Origin of the sequence: Streptococcus sanguinis, assembly GCF_001078705.1 — a bacterium.
Classification (GTDB): Bacteria; Bacillota; Bacilli; order Lactobacillales; family Streptococcaceae; genus Streptococcus; species Streptococcus sanguinis_D.
In genome coordinates, this window is the sequence record NZ_CDMW01000001.1 from 1,905,782 (window position 1) to 1,924,166 (window position 18,385).

The following is an 18,385-nucleotide window of genomic DNA, read 5'->3' on the forward strand; positions in this document are numbered from 1 at the left end:
ACCTCCTAGCTTTTTGGAGCCAATCCGCTCTTTTCTTTGCTAAATCTTAGCACAAAGAGCGAGGTCAGAATCATAGCCAGCCCCAAAACGCTGAAGATAAAGGCTGGGGCGTTAGAGAATCTCCCAATGAAACTGAGGACAAATGTAGTGGCCGTTGCTCCGATACTGCAACCTAAAATCACGATAGAAGTGGCTTGATTGAGGAGGTGGGCGGAAATGCGCTCGGACAGGGTGTAAAAAATGGTCGTCAGACCGACACTATAGACAAAGCCGGCGCTAATAGTAGCCATACTGAGGGACAAGAGATTAGGTGAGAAGCCAATGATAATCTGAGTCATTCCAAAAACCAGACCAGAAAGCATCAGCAGTTTATCTCTAAAAAGATGTGTCAAACTAGCAAAGCTGATACCCGCTGCAATCCCAATCAACTGCATCAAGGAAAGAATCACGCCTGCTGTCTGAGCTGTCCCCATACCAGACTTCTCTACAATCCCCGGCACGCGCACATTGATGGCAATATAAGTCAGCACAATGACCCCTGCCACAAAGGCAAAAGCTAGACTTAGCTGCCAATCATGACTGCTTAGCTTAGGAGCCAATTCAGACTGCTCGTGCTGCTTTTCAGAGACCTTGTCATAAGGGACAAAAAGCAAATAAAGCGCCAAAACCACCAGTCCAAAGGTATAGACGAGAAAGGCAGCCTGCCAACCGAGAGGAAGAAGCCGACTGACGCCAAAAGTCAAGAGGGCTGTCCCGACTACTTCTGCTGATCCCCTCAGTCCTAAAAGCCGAACGCGTTCCTGTCCCTGGTAGCGCTCACTCACAATCGAAATCGCCTTGGCATTGAGCAGACCAATTCCCATCCCAAAGACAAGCCGAGAGGCAAACATCAGCCAGTAAGACTGATTAAGAAGAGGAAGAAGCCCGCAGAGCGAAAAGATTAGAAGCCCGCTCACAATCATCTGACGCTCTGTCAGGTATTTTTCAATGATCCGATTAAACAGCAACATGAGCATAATCCCAGCCGAAGGCAAAGAAACCAGAAGTTCTACCCAACTTTCTGGAATCCCTTTATAAAAAGCAAACATGGCCGACTGGGCACTGGAAATCGAGAAAGCCGTCGTCAGAATCAAAGAAAGCGAGAGGATACTCACCTTTTCCATCAATTTTTTCATTCTATTTTCCTTTAAAATTCACACTACCTCTATCATACAGTTTTTTGGGTCAAGACGCAATTTCTTTGTCAGGAATATTATGGGTCCCTGTGGCTCCATCAAAAAGCAGACACCCCCAGCCAGTCAAAACCGCTCCCGCCTTTATTTCTTACAGCTTTTATGTTATGATGAAGGATAGAAAAAGGAGAGAATCATGTCTGTGAGTGAAAAAACATCTGTTATTGAACGATTAACCAAACCAGCCCATTTAATTGATATGAAGGACATTATCCGCGAGGGCAATCCGACCCTGCGCGCTACCGCTGAGGAAGTCAGCTTCCCTCTGTCTGATCAGGACATCATTTTGGGCGAAAAGATGATGCAATTTCTGAAACATTCTCAGGACCCTGTCATGGCTGAAAAAATGGGCTTGCGCGGTGGTGTTGGCCTTGCTGCTCCCCAGCTGGATATTTCCAAACGGCTCATCGCTGTTTTAGTTCCCAACCCTGAGGACGAAGAGGGCAATCCACCTAAGGAAGCTTATAGTCTACAAACGCTGATGTACAATCCTAAGATTGTAGCCCACTCCGTTCAGGATGCTGCCTTAGCTGACGGTGAAGGCTGCCTGTCAGTCGATCGAGAAGTACCGGGCTACGTGGTTCGGCATGCACGAGTGACAGTGGATTACTTTGACAAGGACGGTCAAAAGCATCGTATCAAGCTCAAGGGCTATAACGCCATTGTTGTTCAGCATGAAATTGACCACATCAACGGCATCATGTTCTACGACCGCATCAATGAAAAAGACCCATTTGCAGTCAAAGACGGCATGTTGGTGATTGAATAAATAACTTGCATATCATTATCAAAAACACTGATGTTATAATTTAAGACTAGTTTTATTAATTGTTTATAAAAATGAAGAGATTATTTTAAAAATTTTAGGAGGAGGAATTCTCATAAAAAAGTTTATTGATATCACTATTTTGTTGGTATGTCTAGCCTTATTACCTTCTTTGCTACCTTTTTTATGGAACCAATTTTTAGGCTTAATTATAACAACAATTGGTACGTTTATTTTTTGCATTATTTACATTCAAATTAGAAATTTGATGAAAAATCTTTATTTTAATAGTTCAGATTTTCTAGAACAAAAAAATAACATTACAGATACAATTAAAGAGTTTAACGATATTGCAGAGTATGCTAAGTTAATACCAAACAATAATTGTTTTAAAGCAAAGAAGGTTATAGGAGAACATATTCATTTAGCATCTTTTGAAAATACAAGTAGATATAACTATCGAAGAGATAGAAATATCCGAACTTATAATAATGATAAAGTCTATCCAGCTTCTTTGTATATTGTTAAACGTTCTTCAGAAGAACCTATTAAATATCTATGCAAATATTTCGATATAGAAGCAAGCGAAGAAAACCTAAAGCAACTTTAAGAAATTAGCGAAAATATTTCGCGGATAGAAAATACTCTGGGGAATCTGAAAGATAGGCTTGAAAATATTAAAAATAATTTTCAAGCCCCAAAATATATCATTAAATATTACGAACAAGATTTAATACAACATTTAGAAGTTAATGTCCCTGATATTAATATTGAATACACTAGATATGTTTTTGAATATGTAAGTAACTCCGGGAACAGTTCTCAAAGAACAACAATTACTTTTAACAACGAAACTGTTGAAGCAGTCTATCAATATATTTTAGAACAAATTCAATATAATAGAAGTATTCAAACTCAACGATCATTTATGACAAATAGATTACGCAACTATATTAAAGAGCGCGATAATTATACATGCCAAATTTGCGGTGCGTCAACCAAAGAGCAAAGTCTTTTACTATTAGAAATTGATCATATTATTCCAATTTCTAAAGGCGGATTATCTACACCAGATAATTTGCAAACATTATGTTGGAAATGTAACCGTTCAAAATCAAATAAAATATTATAAACTTTTGAGTTCTACTTTATCATTGTTTATTCATAATAGAAAGTATAGCTTTTAAACTGACCAAAGAAAACAACAGCTAATAATTTTGTATCGCTGTTGTTTTTTTCTTTTTCTATTCTAACTATCCCGTCTCCAGAAAATAGCCAAGAGGATAACTGCTCCTAGCACTGATGGAACAATAGCTGTATCAGCAAGCATTGGTCCCCAATGGCCAAAGAGAAATTGACCAATCAAGGAACCAAACCAACCCAAGAGGATCTTTCCGATACAGCCCATGCGCTCCCCACGGCTAGTAATAGCCCCGGCGATAAGGCCGATGATAAAACCGACAAACATACTACCAATCATATATTCCCCTTCTTTCTATATTTCTAGCAAGGCTTCTCAAGAAGCAAGTGGAAGCCGTCATTATGGAATACGCCATTCAAGGCAGCTCAAAATCTTAAATCACCCAGTCTCCATTGCGGAAGATAGGCACGCGGCTGCCGTCTTCTCGGATACCGTCAATATCCATCTGGTTAGAGCCAATCATAAAGTCCACATGGACATCCGAGCGGTTGAGTCCAGCTGCTTCCAGCTCTTCTTCGGATAAATTCTCTCCGCCGATCACACTGGTCGCATAGGCCGCACCGATTGCCAAGTGATTAGAAGCATTTTCATCAAAAAGTGTATTGAAGAAAGTAATGCCTGACTGGGAAATCGGACTGGGATCTGGTACCAAGGCACACTCACCTAAAGCACGCGCACCAGCATTTTCAAAGACAAGATCCTTCATAACCTGGTCTCCCTTTTCAGCAGTAATGTCCACAATCTGGCCATCCTTGAAGGTCACCTTGATGCCTTCGATGATGTTGCCATTGTAGCTAAGGGGCTTAGTGCTGGTCACATAACCATCGGCCCGACGGAAGTCTGGTGCTGTAAAGACCTCCTCTGTCGGCATATTGGCAATAAAATATTCACCCTGAGCATTGAGACTGCCAGCTGACTCCCAGTGATGGTTCGTAGGCAAACCTAGTGTCAGGTCTGTTCCAGGAGCTGTGTAGTGGAGAGCAGAAAATTGCTCTTCATTCAAAACTTTAGCCTTTGAGCTGAGTTTTTCTTCATGCGCCTGCCAAGCGGCTACTGGATCATCTTCATAGACACGGCAGGTTTTGAAAATCTGATCCCAAAGCAAGTCTACTGCTTCCTCATCGCTGGCTGCATTTGGAAAAACCTTCTTAGCCCACTCTGTACCAGCTGCTGCAGCGACTGTCCAGCTGACTTTATTGGATTGGGTTGCGATTCGCATTGGCTTCATGGCTATGCCCATAGCCTTAGCAGAAGCTGATAATTTCTCAGCATCCACGCCGTTCAAAGCCCCCGGATCAGATGAACGAACGCCCAAGCGGCTGGCTTTCTTTTCGAGGAGATAGTTCATCTCAGCCACCTTATAGTCTGGGACATTGTCCAAGCACTCCATTGGCGCATGGAGGAATTTTTCCCGCGTAGTCAAATCATCCGCCCACTGGACGATGACCTCGTGAGCTCCCAGAGCATAGGCTTCCTTGACAATCAAGTGAGCCAGCTCACGCTGCTCCACATCAATATTGAGCGCCACCGTGTGACCCGGCTGCACATTGATACCATTGGCAACCAATAGTTTAGCGTATTTTTCTAAGTTTTCTTTAAAATTTGGCAGAACCATGCTGCTTCTCCTTTTCTTTTGTTATTTCTCTTTAAACAGGGACAGCAGGCTAACCGCTGCCACTGTGCCGCAAATCAAAGCGGTCATTTTCAAAATCGTATCTGGATCAAGATGCAACTGGTAATCAAACACTTTTTGTGCTGGCTTATCCTGAGCGGAAATGGTACGTTTCATAAAAACCTCTTTCTATATTTTAGAAAAACTCATCAAACAGACTCAACTGGTTATCTTCAGGCATATTGCCCAGGATTCCCATGTCGTCCATTTTTTCAACTAGGGTGCTAGAGAGACCGCCACGCTTGCGGAGCTCCGTCTTAGAGAGGAATTCGCCTTCTTCGCGGGCTCTGACCACTTGGCGGGCAACGTTGTCACCCAGACCGTCCATAGCAGAGAATGGTGGGATAAGGGTATCCTCTTCGATGAGAAACTCAGTCGCATGGCTCTTGTAGAGATCCAGCTTTCCGAATTTGAAGCCCCGCTCCAGCATTTCATTGACGATTTCCAAAGTCGTATAAAGGTCAATTTCTACATTGGAAGCTTCGTTGTTCTTACGCTTTTCAGCGATTTCGTTCATCCGGCGCTTGACGGCATCAAGACCGCCACTCATGGTCTTGATATCAAAGGCCTTAGCCCGGATGGAGAAATAAGCACAGTAGTAATAAATCGGATGATGCACCTTGAAATAGGCCACCCGCAGGGCCATCATAACATAGGCTGCCGCATGGGCCTTGGGGAACATGTACTTGATCTTTCCACAGGACTCGATGTACCACTCTGGCACATTGTTTTCCTTCATGGCTGCGATGTAGCCGTTACGCTCTTCTTCAGAAATCTTCAGCCAAAGGCCCTTCCGCACGCGCTCCATGATTGTAAAGGCCATCTTAGGATCCAAGCCCTTGTGCATGAGGTAAACCATGATGTCGTCCCGACAGCCGATAACAGTGGACAGGTCGGCAATCCCTTGCTTGATCAAATCCTGAGCATTGCCTAGCCAAACGTCCGTACCATGAGAGAGACCAGATAGCTGTAAGAGCTCGGCAAAAGTTGTCGGATGGGTCTCATCAACCATTCCCCGTACAAAATTGGTCCCAAACTCCGGAATCCCCAGCATACCAGTCGGCGTGCCGATTTGCTCCTGAGTCACACCCAGAATGTCTGTCCCAGAAAAGAGGGCCATGACGCCAGCATCATCCATAGGAATGTCATTTGGATCAATGCCAGACAAGTCCTGAAGCTTCCGAATCATAGTCGGATCATCGTGTCCCAGAACGTCTAGCTTGAGGACATTTTCATCGATATCGTGGAAGTTAAAGTGGGTGGTCTGCCACTCGGCCGTCACATCATCAGCTGGATATTGGACTGGTGTAAAGTCATAAACATCCATGTAGTTAGGGATAACAACGATTCCGCCCGGGTGTTGTCCAGTCGTCCGCTTGACTCCAGCAGCTCCCTGCGCCAGCCGCTCAACTTCTGCGTCTCGGTAGAATTTACCGTAGTCGCGCTCGTAGCCCTTGACAAATCCATAGGCCGTCTTAGCCGCAACGGTACCAACGGTACCAGCCCGAAAGGCATATTCTGAACCAAAGATATCCCGCACGTCCAAGTGGGCGCTCGGCTGATCCTCTCCGGAGAAGTTCAAATCAATATCGGGTACCTTGTCGCCGTCAAATCCAAGGAAGGTCTCAAATGGAATGTCCTGACCGTTCTTGCTCAGCTTGTGGCCGCACTCTGGACAGTCCTTATCCGGCATATCAAAGCCAGAACCATAGGATCCATCCGTGATGAACTCGCTGTATTGGCATTTGCCACAGACATAGTGGGGTGACAAAGGATTAACCTCGGTAATCCCAATCATGGTCGCAACAAAGCTGGATCCGACAGACCCCCGCGAACCTACCAGATAGCCCCGCTCATTGGAGCGCTGCACCAGCATCTGCGAAGCCAGGTAAATCACGGCAAAGCCATTCCCCAAGATGGAGCTCAGCTCTTTTTCAATCCGCAAGTCCACGATATCCGGCAGAGGATTGCCATAAATCTCAAAGGCCTTTTGATAAGTCAGCTCGGCAACTGTCTCCTCGGCTTTTTCAATGAAAGGTGTATAGAGATCGCCCTTGACTACCTCTACCGGCTCAAAGGTCTCCGCCAGCTGATTCGGATTGGTGATGACCAACTTCTTAGCCAAGTCCTCACCTAGGAAGGCAAATTCGTCCAGCATCTCATTAGTAGTCCGAAAATGAGCCTTAGGAAGCGGAGCTGGCTGGGCATTTTCACCGTGGCCAATAGTCCGGTTAATCATGGCTCCCTGACCTAGACTCCGGACGATAATCTCCCGGTAAATCTCTTCTTCCGGCTCGATATAGTGGACGTTCCCCGTCGCAAGGACAGGCTTGCCCAAGCGATCTCCGACCTCAATCAGGTTGCGAATAATGGTCTGCAATTCTTCCTGATCCTTGATTTGTTCCTTGGCAATCAGAGGCTCATAGATAGCCGGCGGCATGACCTCGATAAAGTCATAATACTTGGCTACTTCGACAGCCGCATCCACTCCCTGAGAAACAACAGCGTCATAGACTTCTCCTTCTGAGCAGGCCGAGCCCAGAATCAGGCCTTCACGATGGGCATCTAATACGGTCCGTGGAATCCGCGGAACTCCTTCAAAATATTTGGTATTGGACAGACTGACTAACTTGAAAATATTCTTTAGACCCGTCTGATTTTTCACATAAATGGTCGCATGCTTGACCCGAGCTTTCTTGTAGGAATTCTCATCGACCAGATCCGTATTCAAATCCTTGAGATTGGTCACACCATGCTTTTCAGCCACATCCTTGATAAAGATAAAGAGGAGACGGCCCGTCGCTTCCGCATCATAGTTGGCCATGTGGTGGTGCTCCAGAGCAATCTGGAAACGCTTAGTCAAAGGCCCCAGACCATGACGCTTGTACTCTGGATAGAGGTTGCGGGCAAATTCTAGCGTGTCAATAACTGGCTGAGTGATTTTCGGCAGGCCATGCCGCTCATAGTTGACATTCATAAAACCCACGTCAAAGGTGGCATTATGGGCAACGAGGACACTGTCCTGGCAAAATTCCTGAAATTCTTTCAGCACTTGCTCTAGCGGTTTGGCATTGCGGACATGCTCATCCGTAATCCCGGTCAGATCCGTCGTAAAGGCCGACAGAGGATGCCCAGGATTGATAAACTCATCAAACTCAGCGATAATATTGCCCTTGTGCATCTTGCTGGCAGCAACCTGAATCAAGTCATTGTATACCGCCGAAAGCCCAGTCGTTTCCACGTCAAAGACCACATAGGTCGCATCGCTCAGTTCCATGTCCACTTCATTGTAGACGATGGGGACTCGGTCTTCTACAATATTGGCTTCCATACCGTAAATCAGCTGAATACCCGCCTTCTTGGCAGCCTTGTAGCCATGGGGAAAGCTCTGCACATTGCCATGGTCGGTAATGGCGACAGCCTTGTGGCCCCACTTGGCTGCCGTTGCAACGATTTCCTCTACCTCAGGCAGGGCGTCCATCGTAGACATATTGGTATGGGCGTGAAATTCAACCCGCTTCTGGCCCTCAGGCATCAAATCCTTGCGCTCATAGTGGGTAACAGCCTGCACATCCTGAACATTCATGGTCAGGTCGCGGGTGAAATTGTTCATCTCCACATTTCCGCGCACGCGCAGCCAGGCGCCTTTCTTAATCATGTCAAACTTCTTGGCTTCTTCTTCGTTTTTCATCCATTTCTGCAAGGAGAAGCTGGAAGTATAGTCTGTCATCTTGAAATTGAGAAGGACTCGACCGGTCCGAGTAACTTTCTGCTCCAGATCAAAGACCATTCCCTCAAAGACCAGACGGTTTTCCTCAGTCTGAACTTCAATCATAGGGGTAATCTCTGCCTTGTCCAGCTTTGGTTTAGCCGCAGCCTTGCGAGCTTGGAAGTCATAGGCTGGCTTTTCCTCTGGCGGTGGCGCCATCTGCTGCAGGGATTCCATAGCTTTGAGCGCTTCTTCATTGGCCGCCTGAACAATCTTGTCATTCTCCGCCTGGAAATTCTCCGCTTGCTGCTGGGTCAGCTCATCGCTGTGCTGAACCAGACAGGTCAGCTGAGGAAAGCCGTACTTGACCAGCTGCTGGCTGAGATTGGGCAGGTGGTTCTTGCGAAAATGCTCCGTATCAATGGTCGAAGCCCCCTCAATCAGCAACTTATCACCTTCCAAATGAACCTGCAAATCCTGATACAGACTCTTAAAACCATGGCTGGCACATGGACCTTCCTCAAAAGCCAGCTGGTAATAAGCCTGCAAGAGGTCATCCGATACCTGAGGGGCCTGACAGTGAATTTCAAAAACGGCTTGATTGCCCGTCTTAGAAAACTCTTGAGCTAGGCGCTTCTGCAATTCCCGAAAAATCTCAATAGGCAGAATATTCGCAAAAGAAAAATGAAACTCCCAGACCCGACTGAACTTGTGGACCAGAACCTTCTCAATTTCTGCATTCAAAAAGGCCTCTGAATTTCTCATTTCCAGTGGCATATCCAGCTGATGCATTAAAATTTCAAACTTGTTTGACATGATATTTCCTCGTACAGTAGTGACCCTATTTTACCATAAATCAGCACTTTTTTCGATAGAAAAAGAGTAGTCTTAGTCTGCTCTCCCTCAACTTTATAGAGTAATTTTTATTGTTATTAAAGTGTGTTATAATAAAGTAAATAATCTGCCTTAAAGGAGTTCTTATGATGAAAAAAATCCTCTTAATTTGTGCCTGCCTCCTGACTTTGACAGCTTGCGGAACATCGAATCAAACCAATCAGGAAAACAAATCCAATCTGGGTCAAAGCAAGGCGAAAACAGAAAAGATTAAAACCAAGACTTTTTCAAACACAATGTTTAAGGGAAATTCTATTCGGTTTAAAGTCAGATATACTAAAGACAAGGTCACAGACTTTGATTTTATAACAGAAAAAGAAATCCCTAAAGAAGAAAGGAATAAAAGTCACAAAGAATTAACTGACATCTATCAAGCTAAAAATCAAAAGGATCCGCTTATAGCAAGAATTAGCAAATTGAAGGGAATTAAACTGGCTGTAAGGATTTCTGATGATAGAGAATTTGTCGCACAAAGTGTCACCTTCGATCTAAGTAAAGTGAATAAAGATGAAATAAATACCGCTATGGGGCTTAAAAATAAAGAGAATGTTATGTTTGAAAAATTAGAAGAAAAACCAGAGGTATTTTTTGAGGCTTTAAGAAAACAAGGTTTCAAAGAAGAATAAAAAAGCCTTCTGAGTGATTTAACTTTACAGTTAATGCTCAGAAGGCTTTTTCTGTCTATCTTAACACCGCTTCTGCTAAGGCCTTTTGGATAGCGATGACGCTGCGGTCACTGGTAAATTGCAGGACTTCTGCTGGCTCTTGAGCGCTGGAAACCCAGATTTTCAGCTCAGCATCTAAGTCAAAATGGCCGGCTGTTTCCACTGAGAAGCGACTGATAGTGCGATATGGAAAGGACTTATAAGAAGTCTTTTTGCCAGTCATTCCCTGCTTGTCGACCAAGATTAAACGCTTATCTGTAAAGACAATCAAGTCGCGAATGAGGCTAAAAGCCAGTTCCACATTCTCTGTTGTTGTCAGAATATCCTCTAATTGTCTTTCTGTTTTTTCAATATCTTTCTGAGAGGCATTGCCTAATAAACCGCTGAATAATCCCATCATTCGGTCCTCCAATCTATTTTTTCCTACTATAGCATTTTCACCTCCAATAAGCAAAAGAAAACTGCCAGATAAAACTGGCAGTTTGTTTTATTTTGTCAAAATTGACAAGGTTTCTAGCAAATTATCAGCGTGGACTTCGATAGTATCACCTGTAGCCTTAATCTTGACTTCGACAATACCTTCTGCAGCTTTCTTACCGACTGTCACACGGATTGGGAGACCAATCAAATCGCTGTCGCTGAACTTAACACCAGCTCGTTCATTACGATCATCCACCAAGACCTCATAACCAGCATTTAGCAAGTTAGCCTCGATTCGGTCAGTTAGAGCCAAGGCTTCCTCGTCCTTGACATTGACCGGAATCAAATGCACATCAAATGGTGCTAGCTCTTTCGGGAAGTTGATGCCCCAAGCATAGCGGAATTCACCCTTAGGAGTTTTATTGACAAAGAGACGGGCATGCTGCTCCATAACAGCGGACAGGAGACGGCTGACACCGATACCGTAGCAACCCATAATCATCGGTACTGCTCGGCCATTTTCATCCAAGACATTAGCGTTCATGCTGTCAGAGTAGCGAGTTCCCAGCTTAAAGATGTGCCCAATCTCAATACCACGAGCAAACTTGAGGATACCTTGACCGTCTGGCGAAATTTCACCTTCACGAACCTCACGGATATCCACATACTCAGCGGTAAAGTCACGGCCTGGATTGACACCGGTCAGGTGGTAACCATCTTCGTTAGCACCCACCACAGCGTTAGCTATGTCTTGCACCTTGCGGTCAGCGATGATTCTCACGCCTTCTGGCAGATTGACTGGCCCTAGTGAGCCAAATCCTGCTCCTAGGAGCTGACGGACTTCATCTTCACTCGCCACATCAAAGAAATCCGCTGCCAAATGATTTTTCAGCTTGACTTCATTAAGCTGGTCATTGCCGACCAAAAGTGCTACGACAGGAGCTTCGTCAGCCATGTAAACCAAGGTCTTGATTGTCTGGCTTTCATCCAGCCCAAGGAAGGCAGCAACTTCGTCAATAGTCTTGCAGTCAGGCGTTGAAACACGGGCTACTTCTTCCTCAGTCACGACACGTCCTGCTGGCTTGTATTCATCCGTCGCCATTTCAAGGTTGGCAGCATAGCTGGACTCACTGGAGTAAGCGATGGTATCCTCACCAGATACCATCCAGCTGGTCAATTCTGTCCGAATAGCTTCCTGAACATCCTCAGGAATCTCATCAAAGCTGGCTACAGACTTGTCCAAGACCACCCAGCGATTCAAATCTGTCCGGTCTGGCGTAATGGCCATAAATTCTTGGCTGTCCTTGCCCCCCATAGCACCGCCATCACCGATAATGGCTTTGAAATCCAGCTCGCTACGGGTAAAGATTTTCTCATAGGCAGACTTGTATTCATCATAAGCTACATCCAAGCTGTCATAGTTAGCGTGGAAACTGTAGGCATCTTTCATAATAAACTCACGCGTTCGTAAGAGTCCGTTACGGGGACGCTTTTCATCGCGGTATTTAGGCTGAATCTGATAGAGATTGAGCGGCAGCTGTTTGTAGGATTTAACCGAATCACGGACGATAGCCGTAAAGGTTTCCTCATGGGTTGGCCCTAGGATAAAGTCTGATTTCTCACGATTTTTAAGCTTGTAGAGGTCTTCACCGTAGGTCTCATAACGGCCAGACTCGCGCCAAAGGTCCGCACTGAGCAGGGCCGGCGCCAGCATCTCCACTGCACCAATCTTGTCAAACTCTTCCCGCATGATTCTTTTTGCTTTTTCAATCACGCGATTAGCCAGCGGCAGATAAGAATAGACGCCAGCCGAAACCTGACGGACATAGCCAGCCCGCAGCATCAGAGCGTGACTGATTACTTGAGCATCGCTAGGCATCTCACGCAGAGTTGGAATTAACATTTTACTTTGTTTCATAAAAACAAAACTCCTTGACTTTCATTGAATAATTTCTTTTTCATAGTTCTAAAAACTTTAGCTTCCTAGAAGAATAATTTCATAATATCGTTCCAGGTAACGGCTATCATCAGAATAACCATAATAGCCACTCCAGACAGAGTGATATAGGTCTCCGTTTCTCTTTTCAGCGGTTTTCTGCGGATAGCCTCCAGAATATTGAGGACGATTTTTCCACCGTCCAAGGCTGGAATGGGAATCAGGTTGAAAATACCGATATTGAGCGACAGCATTGCCAAAAGGCTGAGTACTGCTGGCAAGCCTTGCTCCGCAGCCTGACTGCTGAAATTGTAAATAGCGACCGGACCGCCCAGCTTATTGATATTGAAGTTGAAGACAATATCTTTCAGAGCTGACAAGATACGAACCGTTGTAGCCCAAGCAGCAGTAAAGCCGCCAATGACCTTGTCCCAGAAGCCTGTTTTGACTGTCGGGGATACACCTAGCAGATAGCGATTGCCGTCTTTTTTAGGCTGTACGGTAATCTCTTTCGTTTCGCTGCCGTGTTTGTAGGTAACAGACAAGGTCGGCGCTTCCTTACTTTTGGCTGTGATTTTCGCCAGAGTACTGGTTAGATCCGCCCAGTTGCTAATCTCATAGTCATTAATCTTAAGGATTTGGTCATTGTTTTGAACCCCAGCAGCTGCTATAGCACTACCATCCATGACTTGAAAATGATTGCTGTTTTCATCGCGAACGCCGCCTTGAACAAAGGCTAGTAGCATAAATACCAGCACGCTCAGGATGAAGTTATTCATAGGCCCAGCAAAGTTGGTAATAAGACGGCCCCAGATACTAGCATTCTGATACTGAACATCCAGCGGTGCAATCCGCACCTCAGTGCCGTCTTCTTCAACAATCGTTGCATCATGATCTACTGCATAAGTCTTGAGCTCATCAAGGACCAGACCTGTGATTTCCAGCTTTTCCTCAAAGTCAAAGCCAGTCACATTCATGGGCAGAGCTGTCTGGTCAACCTTTTTCCCAGAGAGATTGATACGAACCACCTTGCCCTCTGCATCCAAGGTCAGACTAGCCGGTGTCCCCACCTTAATGTCAGTGGAATCTTCCCCCCAGCCGGCCATACGCACATAGCCGCCCAAGGGTAAAATCCGAATCGTATAGGCCGTCCCGTCCTTTCCAATATGGGAAAAAATCTTGGGTCCCATACCGATGGCGAACTCTCTGACCAAAATGCCGGACTTCTTTGCAAAGTAGAAGTGTCCGAACTCATGGACCACCACAATGATCCCAAAAATAATAATAAAGGTTATAAACTGCATGGACTTCTATTTTTACCTTTCCTAGAAATCTTATTTTTTCTTTAAATCAAAGAAGGAGCAGAAAACGGCCAAATACCGAGCTTCCCGCCCCTGCATAGCTGACACTTTTGAAAATAGGGTAGAAGCTCCTCTCAAAATTTTGAGCTCTAATTCCTAGTTCCTTCTCAGATTGTGCGGTCGTTAGACAAGCTTGCCATCCCTTGCTTTCAGCCATGCACGACTGTCTTAGAACAAGCCGAAGAAATGCATCAGCGGAAAGACAAAGAGAAGGCTGTCAAAACGGTCCAAGACACCGCCGTGGCCAGGAATGAATTTACCAGAATCCTTGACCCCGAAATGACGCTTGACTGAGCTTTCGACCAAATCACCCAACTGGCCTGCAATACTAAAGAGCACTGCCAGAATCAAAAAGACAAAGGCATTGTAAGGTGCGTACACTTGCGGTCGAACCAACATAAAGATTCCAGTCACTAGAATAGCTGATAGAATGCCGCCTAGGCTTCCTTCAATAGTCTTATTAGGAGAAACTCTCGGCGCCAGCTTTCTTTTACCAAAACGCACTCCGACCAGATAAGCTCCGCTGTCAGTAGCCCAGACGATAAAGAGAGCTAGCAGGACCTTGTCAATATTCATCAAGCGGGCATCAATCAAGGCATTAAAGCCAAGACCGACATAAAAACTCGCTGCAATCGGATAGGCCGCATCCTCAAAAGTGTAGTTGGAACCCAGAACAGTCGAAATCAACAGAAGGAAGACGACCAAGCCATAGGCCACGACATTGCCATCCACAGGCAGAAACTTCAGATAGTTCTCCAAGGGCAGGGTTAGGACAAAGGCTGCCAGCATGGCCAAGACCCCTTCGATGGTCGCTGTCGGCAGACCTTTCATTTGGAGAAATTCATGCACCGCCAGCATAGCCAGCAGCCCCACAAAAATCTGAAAGATGACGCCTCCTGTCAATACCAGAGGAATAAAAATAGCAAGAGCGATTCCCCCAAAGATTAGACGTTTTTGTAAATTTTTACTCATACTCTTTTACTTTCTCCCTTAAACACCGCCAAAGCGTCGATTCCGACGGCTGTATTCTGCAATTGCAGCCTTCAAAGCCTTCTCATCAAAGTCAGGCCAGAGGATATCCGTAAAATACAGCTCACTGTAGGCTGACTGCCAAGGCAGAAAATTGCTGAGACGCAGCTCTCCACTGGTCCGAATCACCAGATCCGGATCGCGCAGCATCTTAGGCAAATTGCTGGTATAGAGGTAGTTGCCAATGACTTCCTCAGTAATGTCACCAGGACTGAGTTTGGCATCCAAAACATCCTGAGCAATCAGTTTAACCGCCTGATTGATCTCATATCGTCCACCGTAGTTTAGGGCAAAATTGAGAATCAAACCTGTATTGAGCTTGGTCAGGCTTTCCGCCTTTTCCAAAGCTTCAAATGTCGCCTTAGGAAGCTTAGTCGTATCACCAATCATCTGGATTTTTACATTGTTCTTGTGCAGCTCCGGTACATAGCGGTCGTAAAATTCAACCGGCAGATTCATGATAAAGGAAACTTCCTTTTCAGGCCGAGACCAATTTTCCGTTGAAAAGGCATAGACAGTCAAGACCTGAACACCCATTTCCTTGGCAGCAATCGTCACCTTTTGCAGGGTTTCCATGCCAGCCTTATGACCGAACACGCGCGGCTGCATCCTCTTTTTAGCCCAGCGGCCATTGCCGTCCATGATAACAGCAATGTGTTTGGGAACATTCAGCGGTGCGTTCAGCTTTTCTTTTTTCTTAAAACTAAACATACTTTTTATCCTATTTAAAGTTTTGTCAGTTCATTATATCATAAATCCTTGGAATGTGGGCAATTCATCCGCTTTTTCAAGCCTGAGAGCATAAAATAAGGACAGAATGTCAACCAGAGAATCCAAACTCAGTTAAAAGTCACTCAGCCTGTCCAAACTGCAAGGCAGATAAGGTTGCAATCAAACACCTCCTAGCCACATGAGTCACAGAAAAAAACAGCCCGCAAGCTGTTTATTTCTTTACTCTTCAATCGCTGATTCTTCCTCGGGAACGTCAACGCTTCCTTCACCGCCAGCAACAGCAGGAATGCCCTCAGTCAACGGCAGTACAGTCTTAATAGCTGTCAGTTCAAAGGTCAGGTAAACACCGTCCACATCCAGAACAACTGTTTTCTTGTCTGTGTCTACTTCATCTACTGTTCCATACAAACCGCCGATGGTAATAACTTCATAGCCCTTTTGTAGCTTGTTAAGACTTTCCATACGCTGCTGAGCCTGTTTCTTTTGGGCACGCATTTGGAAATAGGTCATCCCTATCAGTACAACCGCAAAGACAATAAGCATAGTTGGATTCATATATTTTCTCCTTCGAATGTCATATATGAACTACTATAGCAGATTTCCCTTATTTTTACAAGACGATTCTGACTTTTCAGGTAAAGTCCATCTCAAGTCGGATGAAGCATGACTGGCCTAACTATACTTTTTTAAAAAGCAAAAATCAGGATGACCAGCACCCTGATTTTATGTCTTTTTATTTAAGATTTTTAATAACTTCTGCTACATGCTCAACTGTAAAGCCATATTCTTCCAGCACCTTGCCTGCTGGCGCAGAGGCACCGAACTGGTCGATTCCGATAACTGCACCGTCCAGACCGACATACTTGTACCAAGGCTGGCTAGCTGCCATCTCAATCGCTACGCGGCGACGAACTGCATTGGGCAGAATTTCTTCTTTGTAGGCTGCATCTTGAACATCAAAAAGCTCTGTTGATGGCACGCTAACCACGCGGATTTTAGCGCCTTCTGCTGCAAGTGCTTTAGCAGCTGCAACAGCCAAATTAACCTCAGAACCAGAAGCTAGCAAGATGGTATCGAAATCTGCTGCTGTTTCGTAAACCACATAAGCACCTTTAGCTACCTTGTCAAAGTCTGTGCCTTCTTCAACTGTTAGATTTTGACGAGTCAAGACCAGAGCAGTCGGAGTGGATTGGCTCTTAAGGGCCAGATACCAAGCTGCCTGAGTTTCACGCGCATCTGCTGGGCGGAAAACAGTCAGGTTTGGAATGGCACGCAGACCAGCCAAATGCTCAATCGGCTCGTGAGTTGGTCCATCTTCACCAACTGCAATAGAATCGTGAGTAAATACATAAGTCACTGGCAAGCCTTGAAGGGCAGACAAACGAACAGCAGCCTTAACATAGTCTGAGAAGACGAAGAAGGTACCACCATAAACGCGAAGACCACCATGAAGCGCCATACCGTTAAGAATCGTACCCATAGCAAACTCGCGCACACCAAATTGGATGTTGCGGTTGAGACGGTGGGCATCATCCTGCAGACCGTCTTCCTTGATGTAGGTCATATTGGAATGAGCCAAGTCAGCAGAACCGCCAAGGAAAGTTGGAAGCACCTTAGCTGCTGCATTGAGGGCATCCTGACTGGAATTACGGGTTGCTTGAGAGAAGCCATTTTCAAGTACTGGGAAGTCTTCTGGTTTGATCTCTACTGGATCCTGACCAGCAATGATAGCTGCTACTTCTGCTGCCAATTCTGGATGGGCTTGCTTGTAGTCCTCTACCAGCTGTTTCCAAGCATCGTAAGCCGCTGCACCACGCTCCGCCACATTTTGACGGTAGTCAGCATAGACTTCCTCAGGAATCTCAAACGGCGCATAGTCCCAGCCTAAGGCTTTACGAGTAGCTTCTGCTTCTTCTGCTCCCAGAGGCGCACCGTGAACTGCATTCGTTCCTTGCTTGTTTGGAGAACCGTAACCAATAACGGTCTTAACTTCAATCAAAGATGGTTTGCCGGAAGCTTTAGCTTCATTGATAGCTGCATCAATCGCTGCAAGGTCTGTTCCGTCTTCCACCAAGGCAGTATGCCAACCGTAGGCTTCATAGCGGGCACGAACATCTTCTGTAAAGGAATCCTTGGTCTCTCCATCTAGGTTGATATCATTTGAATCATAGAGAACAACCAACTTGTCCAGTTTTTGCAGACCAGCATAAGAAGCTGCCTCAGCTGAAACACCCTCCATCAAATCACCATCACCACAGATGACATAAGTATAGTGGTCGAAAATTGGATAGCCTTCACGATTATACTTGGCAGCCAAGAAACGCTCTGCCTGAGCAAATCCAGTAGCTGTAGAAATACCCTGTCCCAGTGGGCCAGTAGTAGCATCAACACCAGCTGTGTGGCCAAACTCTGGGTGGCCTGGTGTCTTAGAACCCCATTGGCGGAAGTTTTTGATTTCCTCCATGCTGACATCTCTGAAGCCAGACAGATGAAGCAGGGCATAAAGCAACATAGAACCATGTCCTGCAGAAAGGACGAAGCGATCGCGGTTAATCCAGTTTGGCTGTTCTGGATTGATACGAAGTTGTTTAGTGAACAAGTCGTAAGCCATCGGCGCAGCGCCCATGACTACACCAGGGTGACCTGACTTAGACTTTTCAATCGCGTCAATCCCTAAAAAGCGAATGGCATTAACTGATAATTGTGACATTGGATTCTCCTTATTTTTACTAAGATCTGTTCTGATACCAGAACAGGATAAACAATGG

At 45.4% G+C, this 18,385-nt stretch carries 16 protein-coding genes; 4 read left to right on the forward strand and 12 right to left on the reverse strand.

The genetic code is table 11. The annotated features are described in order from the left end of the window. Positions 1-5: 5 nt before the first annotated feature. Positions 6-1,175 (reverse strand): MFS transporter, encoded by a 1,170-nt coding sequence (locus SSV_RS09610; protein ID WP_072074616.1) that lies wholly within the window; start codon positions 1,173-1,175, stop codon positions 6-8. 193 nt (positions 1,176-1,368) lie between these two features. Here SSV_RS09610 and def point away from each other — a divergent pair, with 193 nt between their 5' ends. The 3 genes from def (at position 1,369) to SSV_RS12280 (ending at position 3,130) form a co-directional block, all read left to right on the forward strand. After that, positions 1,369-2,001, forward strand: coding sequence for a peptide deformylase (def, locus tag SSV_RS09615; RefSeq protein ID WP_072074617.1), 633 nt, complete (start codon positions 1,369-1,371; stop codon positions 1,999-2,001). A 265-nt stretch (positions 2,002-2,266) separates the two neighbouring features. Continuing rightward, positions 2,267-2,608 (forward strand): hypothetical protein, encoded by a 342-nt coding sequence (locus SSV_RS12275; RefSeq protein WP_255297051.1) that lies wholly within the window; start codon positions 2,267-2,269, stop codon positions 2,606-2,608. Positions 2,609-2,926: 318 nt separating this feature from the next. After that, complete coding sequence (locus SSV_RS12280; RefSeq protein WP_255297052.1) at positions 2,927-3,130, forward strand: HNH endonuclease; 204 nt, start codon at positions 2,927-2,929, stop codon at positions 3,128-3,130. A 117-nt stretch (positions 3,131-3,247) separates the two neighbouring features. Here SSV_RS12280 and SSV_RS09625 read toward each other — a convergent pair whose 3' ends face one another. From SSV_RS09625 to SSV_RS09640, 4 genes are all read right to left on the reverse strand, one after another. Then, the gene (locus SSV_RS09625; RefSeq protein WP_002893807.1) at positions 3,248-3,478 is read right to left on the reverse strand and encodes a GlsB/YeaQ/YmgE family stress response membrane protein; all 231 of its coding nucleotides are present in this window, start codon (positions 3,476-3,478) and stop codon (positions 3,248-3,250) included. Positions 3,479-3,572: 94 nt separating this feature from the next. Further along, complete coding sequence (locus SSV_RS09630; protein ID WP_072074618.1) at positions 3,573-4,814, reverse strand: aminopeptidase; 1,242 nt, start codon at positions 4,812-4,814, stop codon at positions 3,573-3,575. A 21-nt stretch (positions 4,815-4,835) separates the two neighbouring features. After that, on the reverse strand, positions 4,836-4,988 hold the full coding sequence (locus tag SSV_RS12125) for a hypothetical protein (RefSeq protein ID WP_072074619.1): 153 nt from the start codon (positions 4,986-4,988) through the stop codon (positions 4,836-4,838). A gap of 19 nt (positions 4,989-5,007) precedes the next feature. Beyond that, positions 5,008-9,396, reverse strand: a complete 4,389-nt coding sequence (locus SSV_RS09640; protein ID WP_072074620.1) for a PolC-type DNA polymerase III — start codon at positions 9,394-9,396, stop codon at positions 5,008-5,010. Positions 9,397-9,560: 164 nt separating this feature from the next. Here SSV_RS09640 and SSV_RS09645 point away from each other — a divergent pair, with 164 nt between their 5' ends. Beyond that, positions 9,561-10,100, forward strand: a complete 540-nt coding sequence (locus SSV_RS09645) for a DUF1307 domain-containing protein (RefSeq protein ID WP_255297053.1) — start codon at positions 9,561-9,563, stop codon at positions 10,098-10,100. 55 nt (positions 10,101-10,155) lie between these two features. On the opposite strand, the gene SSV_RS09650 is transcribed toward SSV_RS09645, so the two are convergent. The 7 genes from SSV_RS09650 to tkt form a co-directional block, all read right to left on the reverse strand. Beyond that, positions 10,156-10,536, reverse strand: coding sequence for a PH domain-containing protein (locus SSV_RS09650; RefSeq protein WP_072074934.1), 381 nt, complete (start codon positions 10,534-10,536; stop codon positions 10,156-10,158). 90 nt (positions 10,537-10,626) lie between these two features. After that, positions 10,627-12,477 carry a proline--tRNA ligase gene (locus tag SSV_RS09655; protein WP_072074621.1) on the reverse strand — a complete coding sequence of 617 codons (1,851 nt, stop codon included), beginning with the start codon at positions 12,475-12,477 and terminating at the stop codon, positions 10,627-10,629. Positions 12,478-12,542: 65 nt separating this feature from the next. Next, positions 12,543-13,799 (reverse strand): RIP metalloprotease RseP, encoded by a 1,257-nt coding sequence (rseP, locus tag SSV_RS09660; RefSeq protein WP_072074622.1) that lies wholly within the window; start codon positions 13,797-13,799, stop codon positions 12,543-12,545. A 225-nt stretch (positions 13,800-14,024) separates the two neighbouring features. Further along, entirely contained in the window at positions 14,025-14,828 is an 804-nt protein-coding gene (locus SSV_RS09670; protein ID WP_072074624.1) for a phosphatidate cytidylyltransferase, read from the reverse strand. Positions 14,829-14,846: 18 nt separating this feature from the next. Continuing rightward, entirely contained in the window at positions 14,847-15,596 is a 750-nt protein-coding gene (locus SSV_RS09675; protein ID WP_072074625.1) for an undecaprenyl pyrophosphate synthase, read from the reverse strand. Positions 15,597-15,836: 240 nt separating this feature from the next. Further along, positions 15,837-16,172, reverse strand: coding sequence for a preprotein translocase subunit YajC (yajC, locus tag SSV_RS09680; RefSeq protein WP_072074626.1), 336 nt, complete (start codon positions 16,170-16,172; stop codon positions 15,837-15,839). Between the two features lie 178 nt (positions 16,173-16,350). Next, positions 16,351-18,327, reverse strand: a complete 1,977-nt coding sequence (tkt, locus tag SSV_RS09685) for a transketolase (protein WP_072074627.1) — start codon at positions 18,325-18,327, stop codon at positions 16,351-16,353. Between the last annotated feature and the right edge of the window lie 58 nt (positions 18,328-18,385).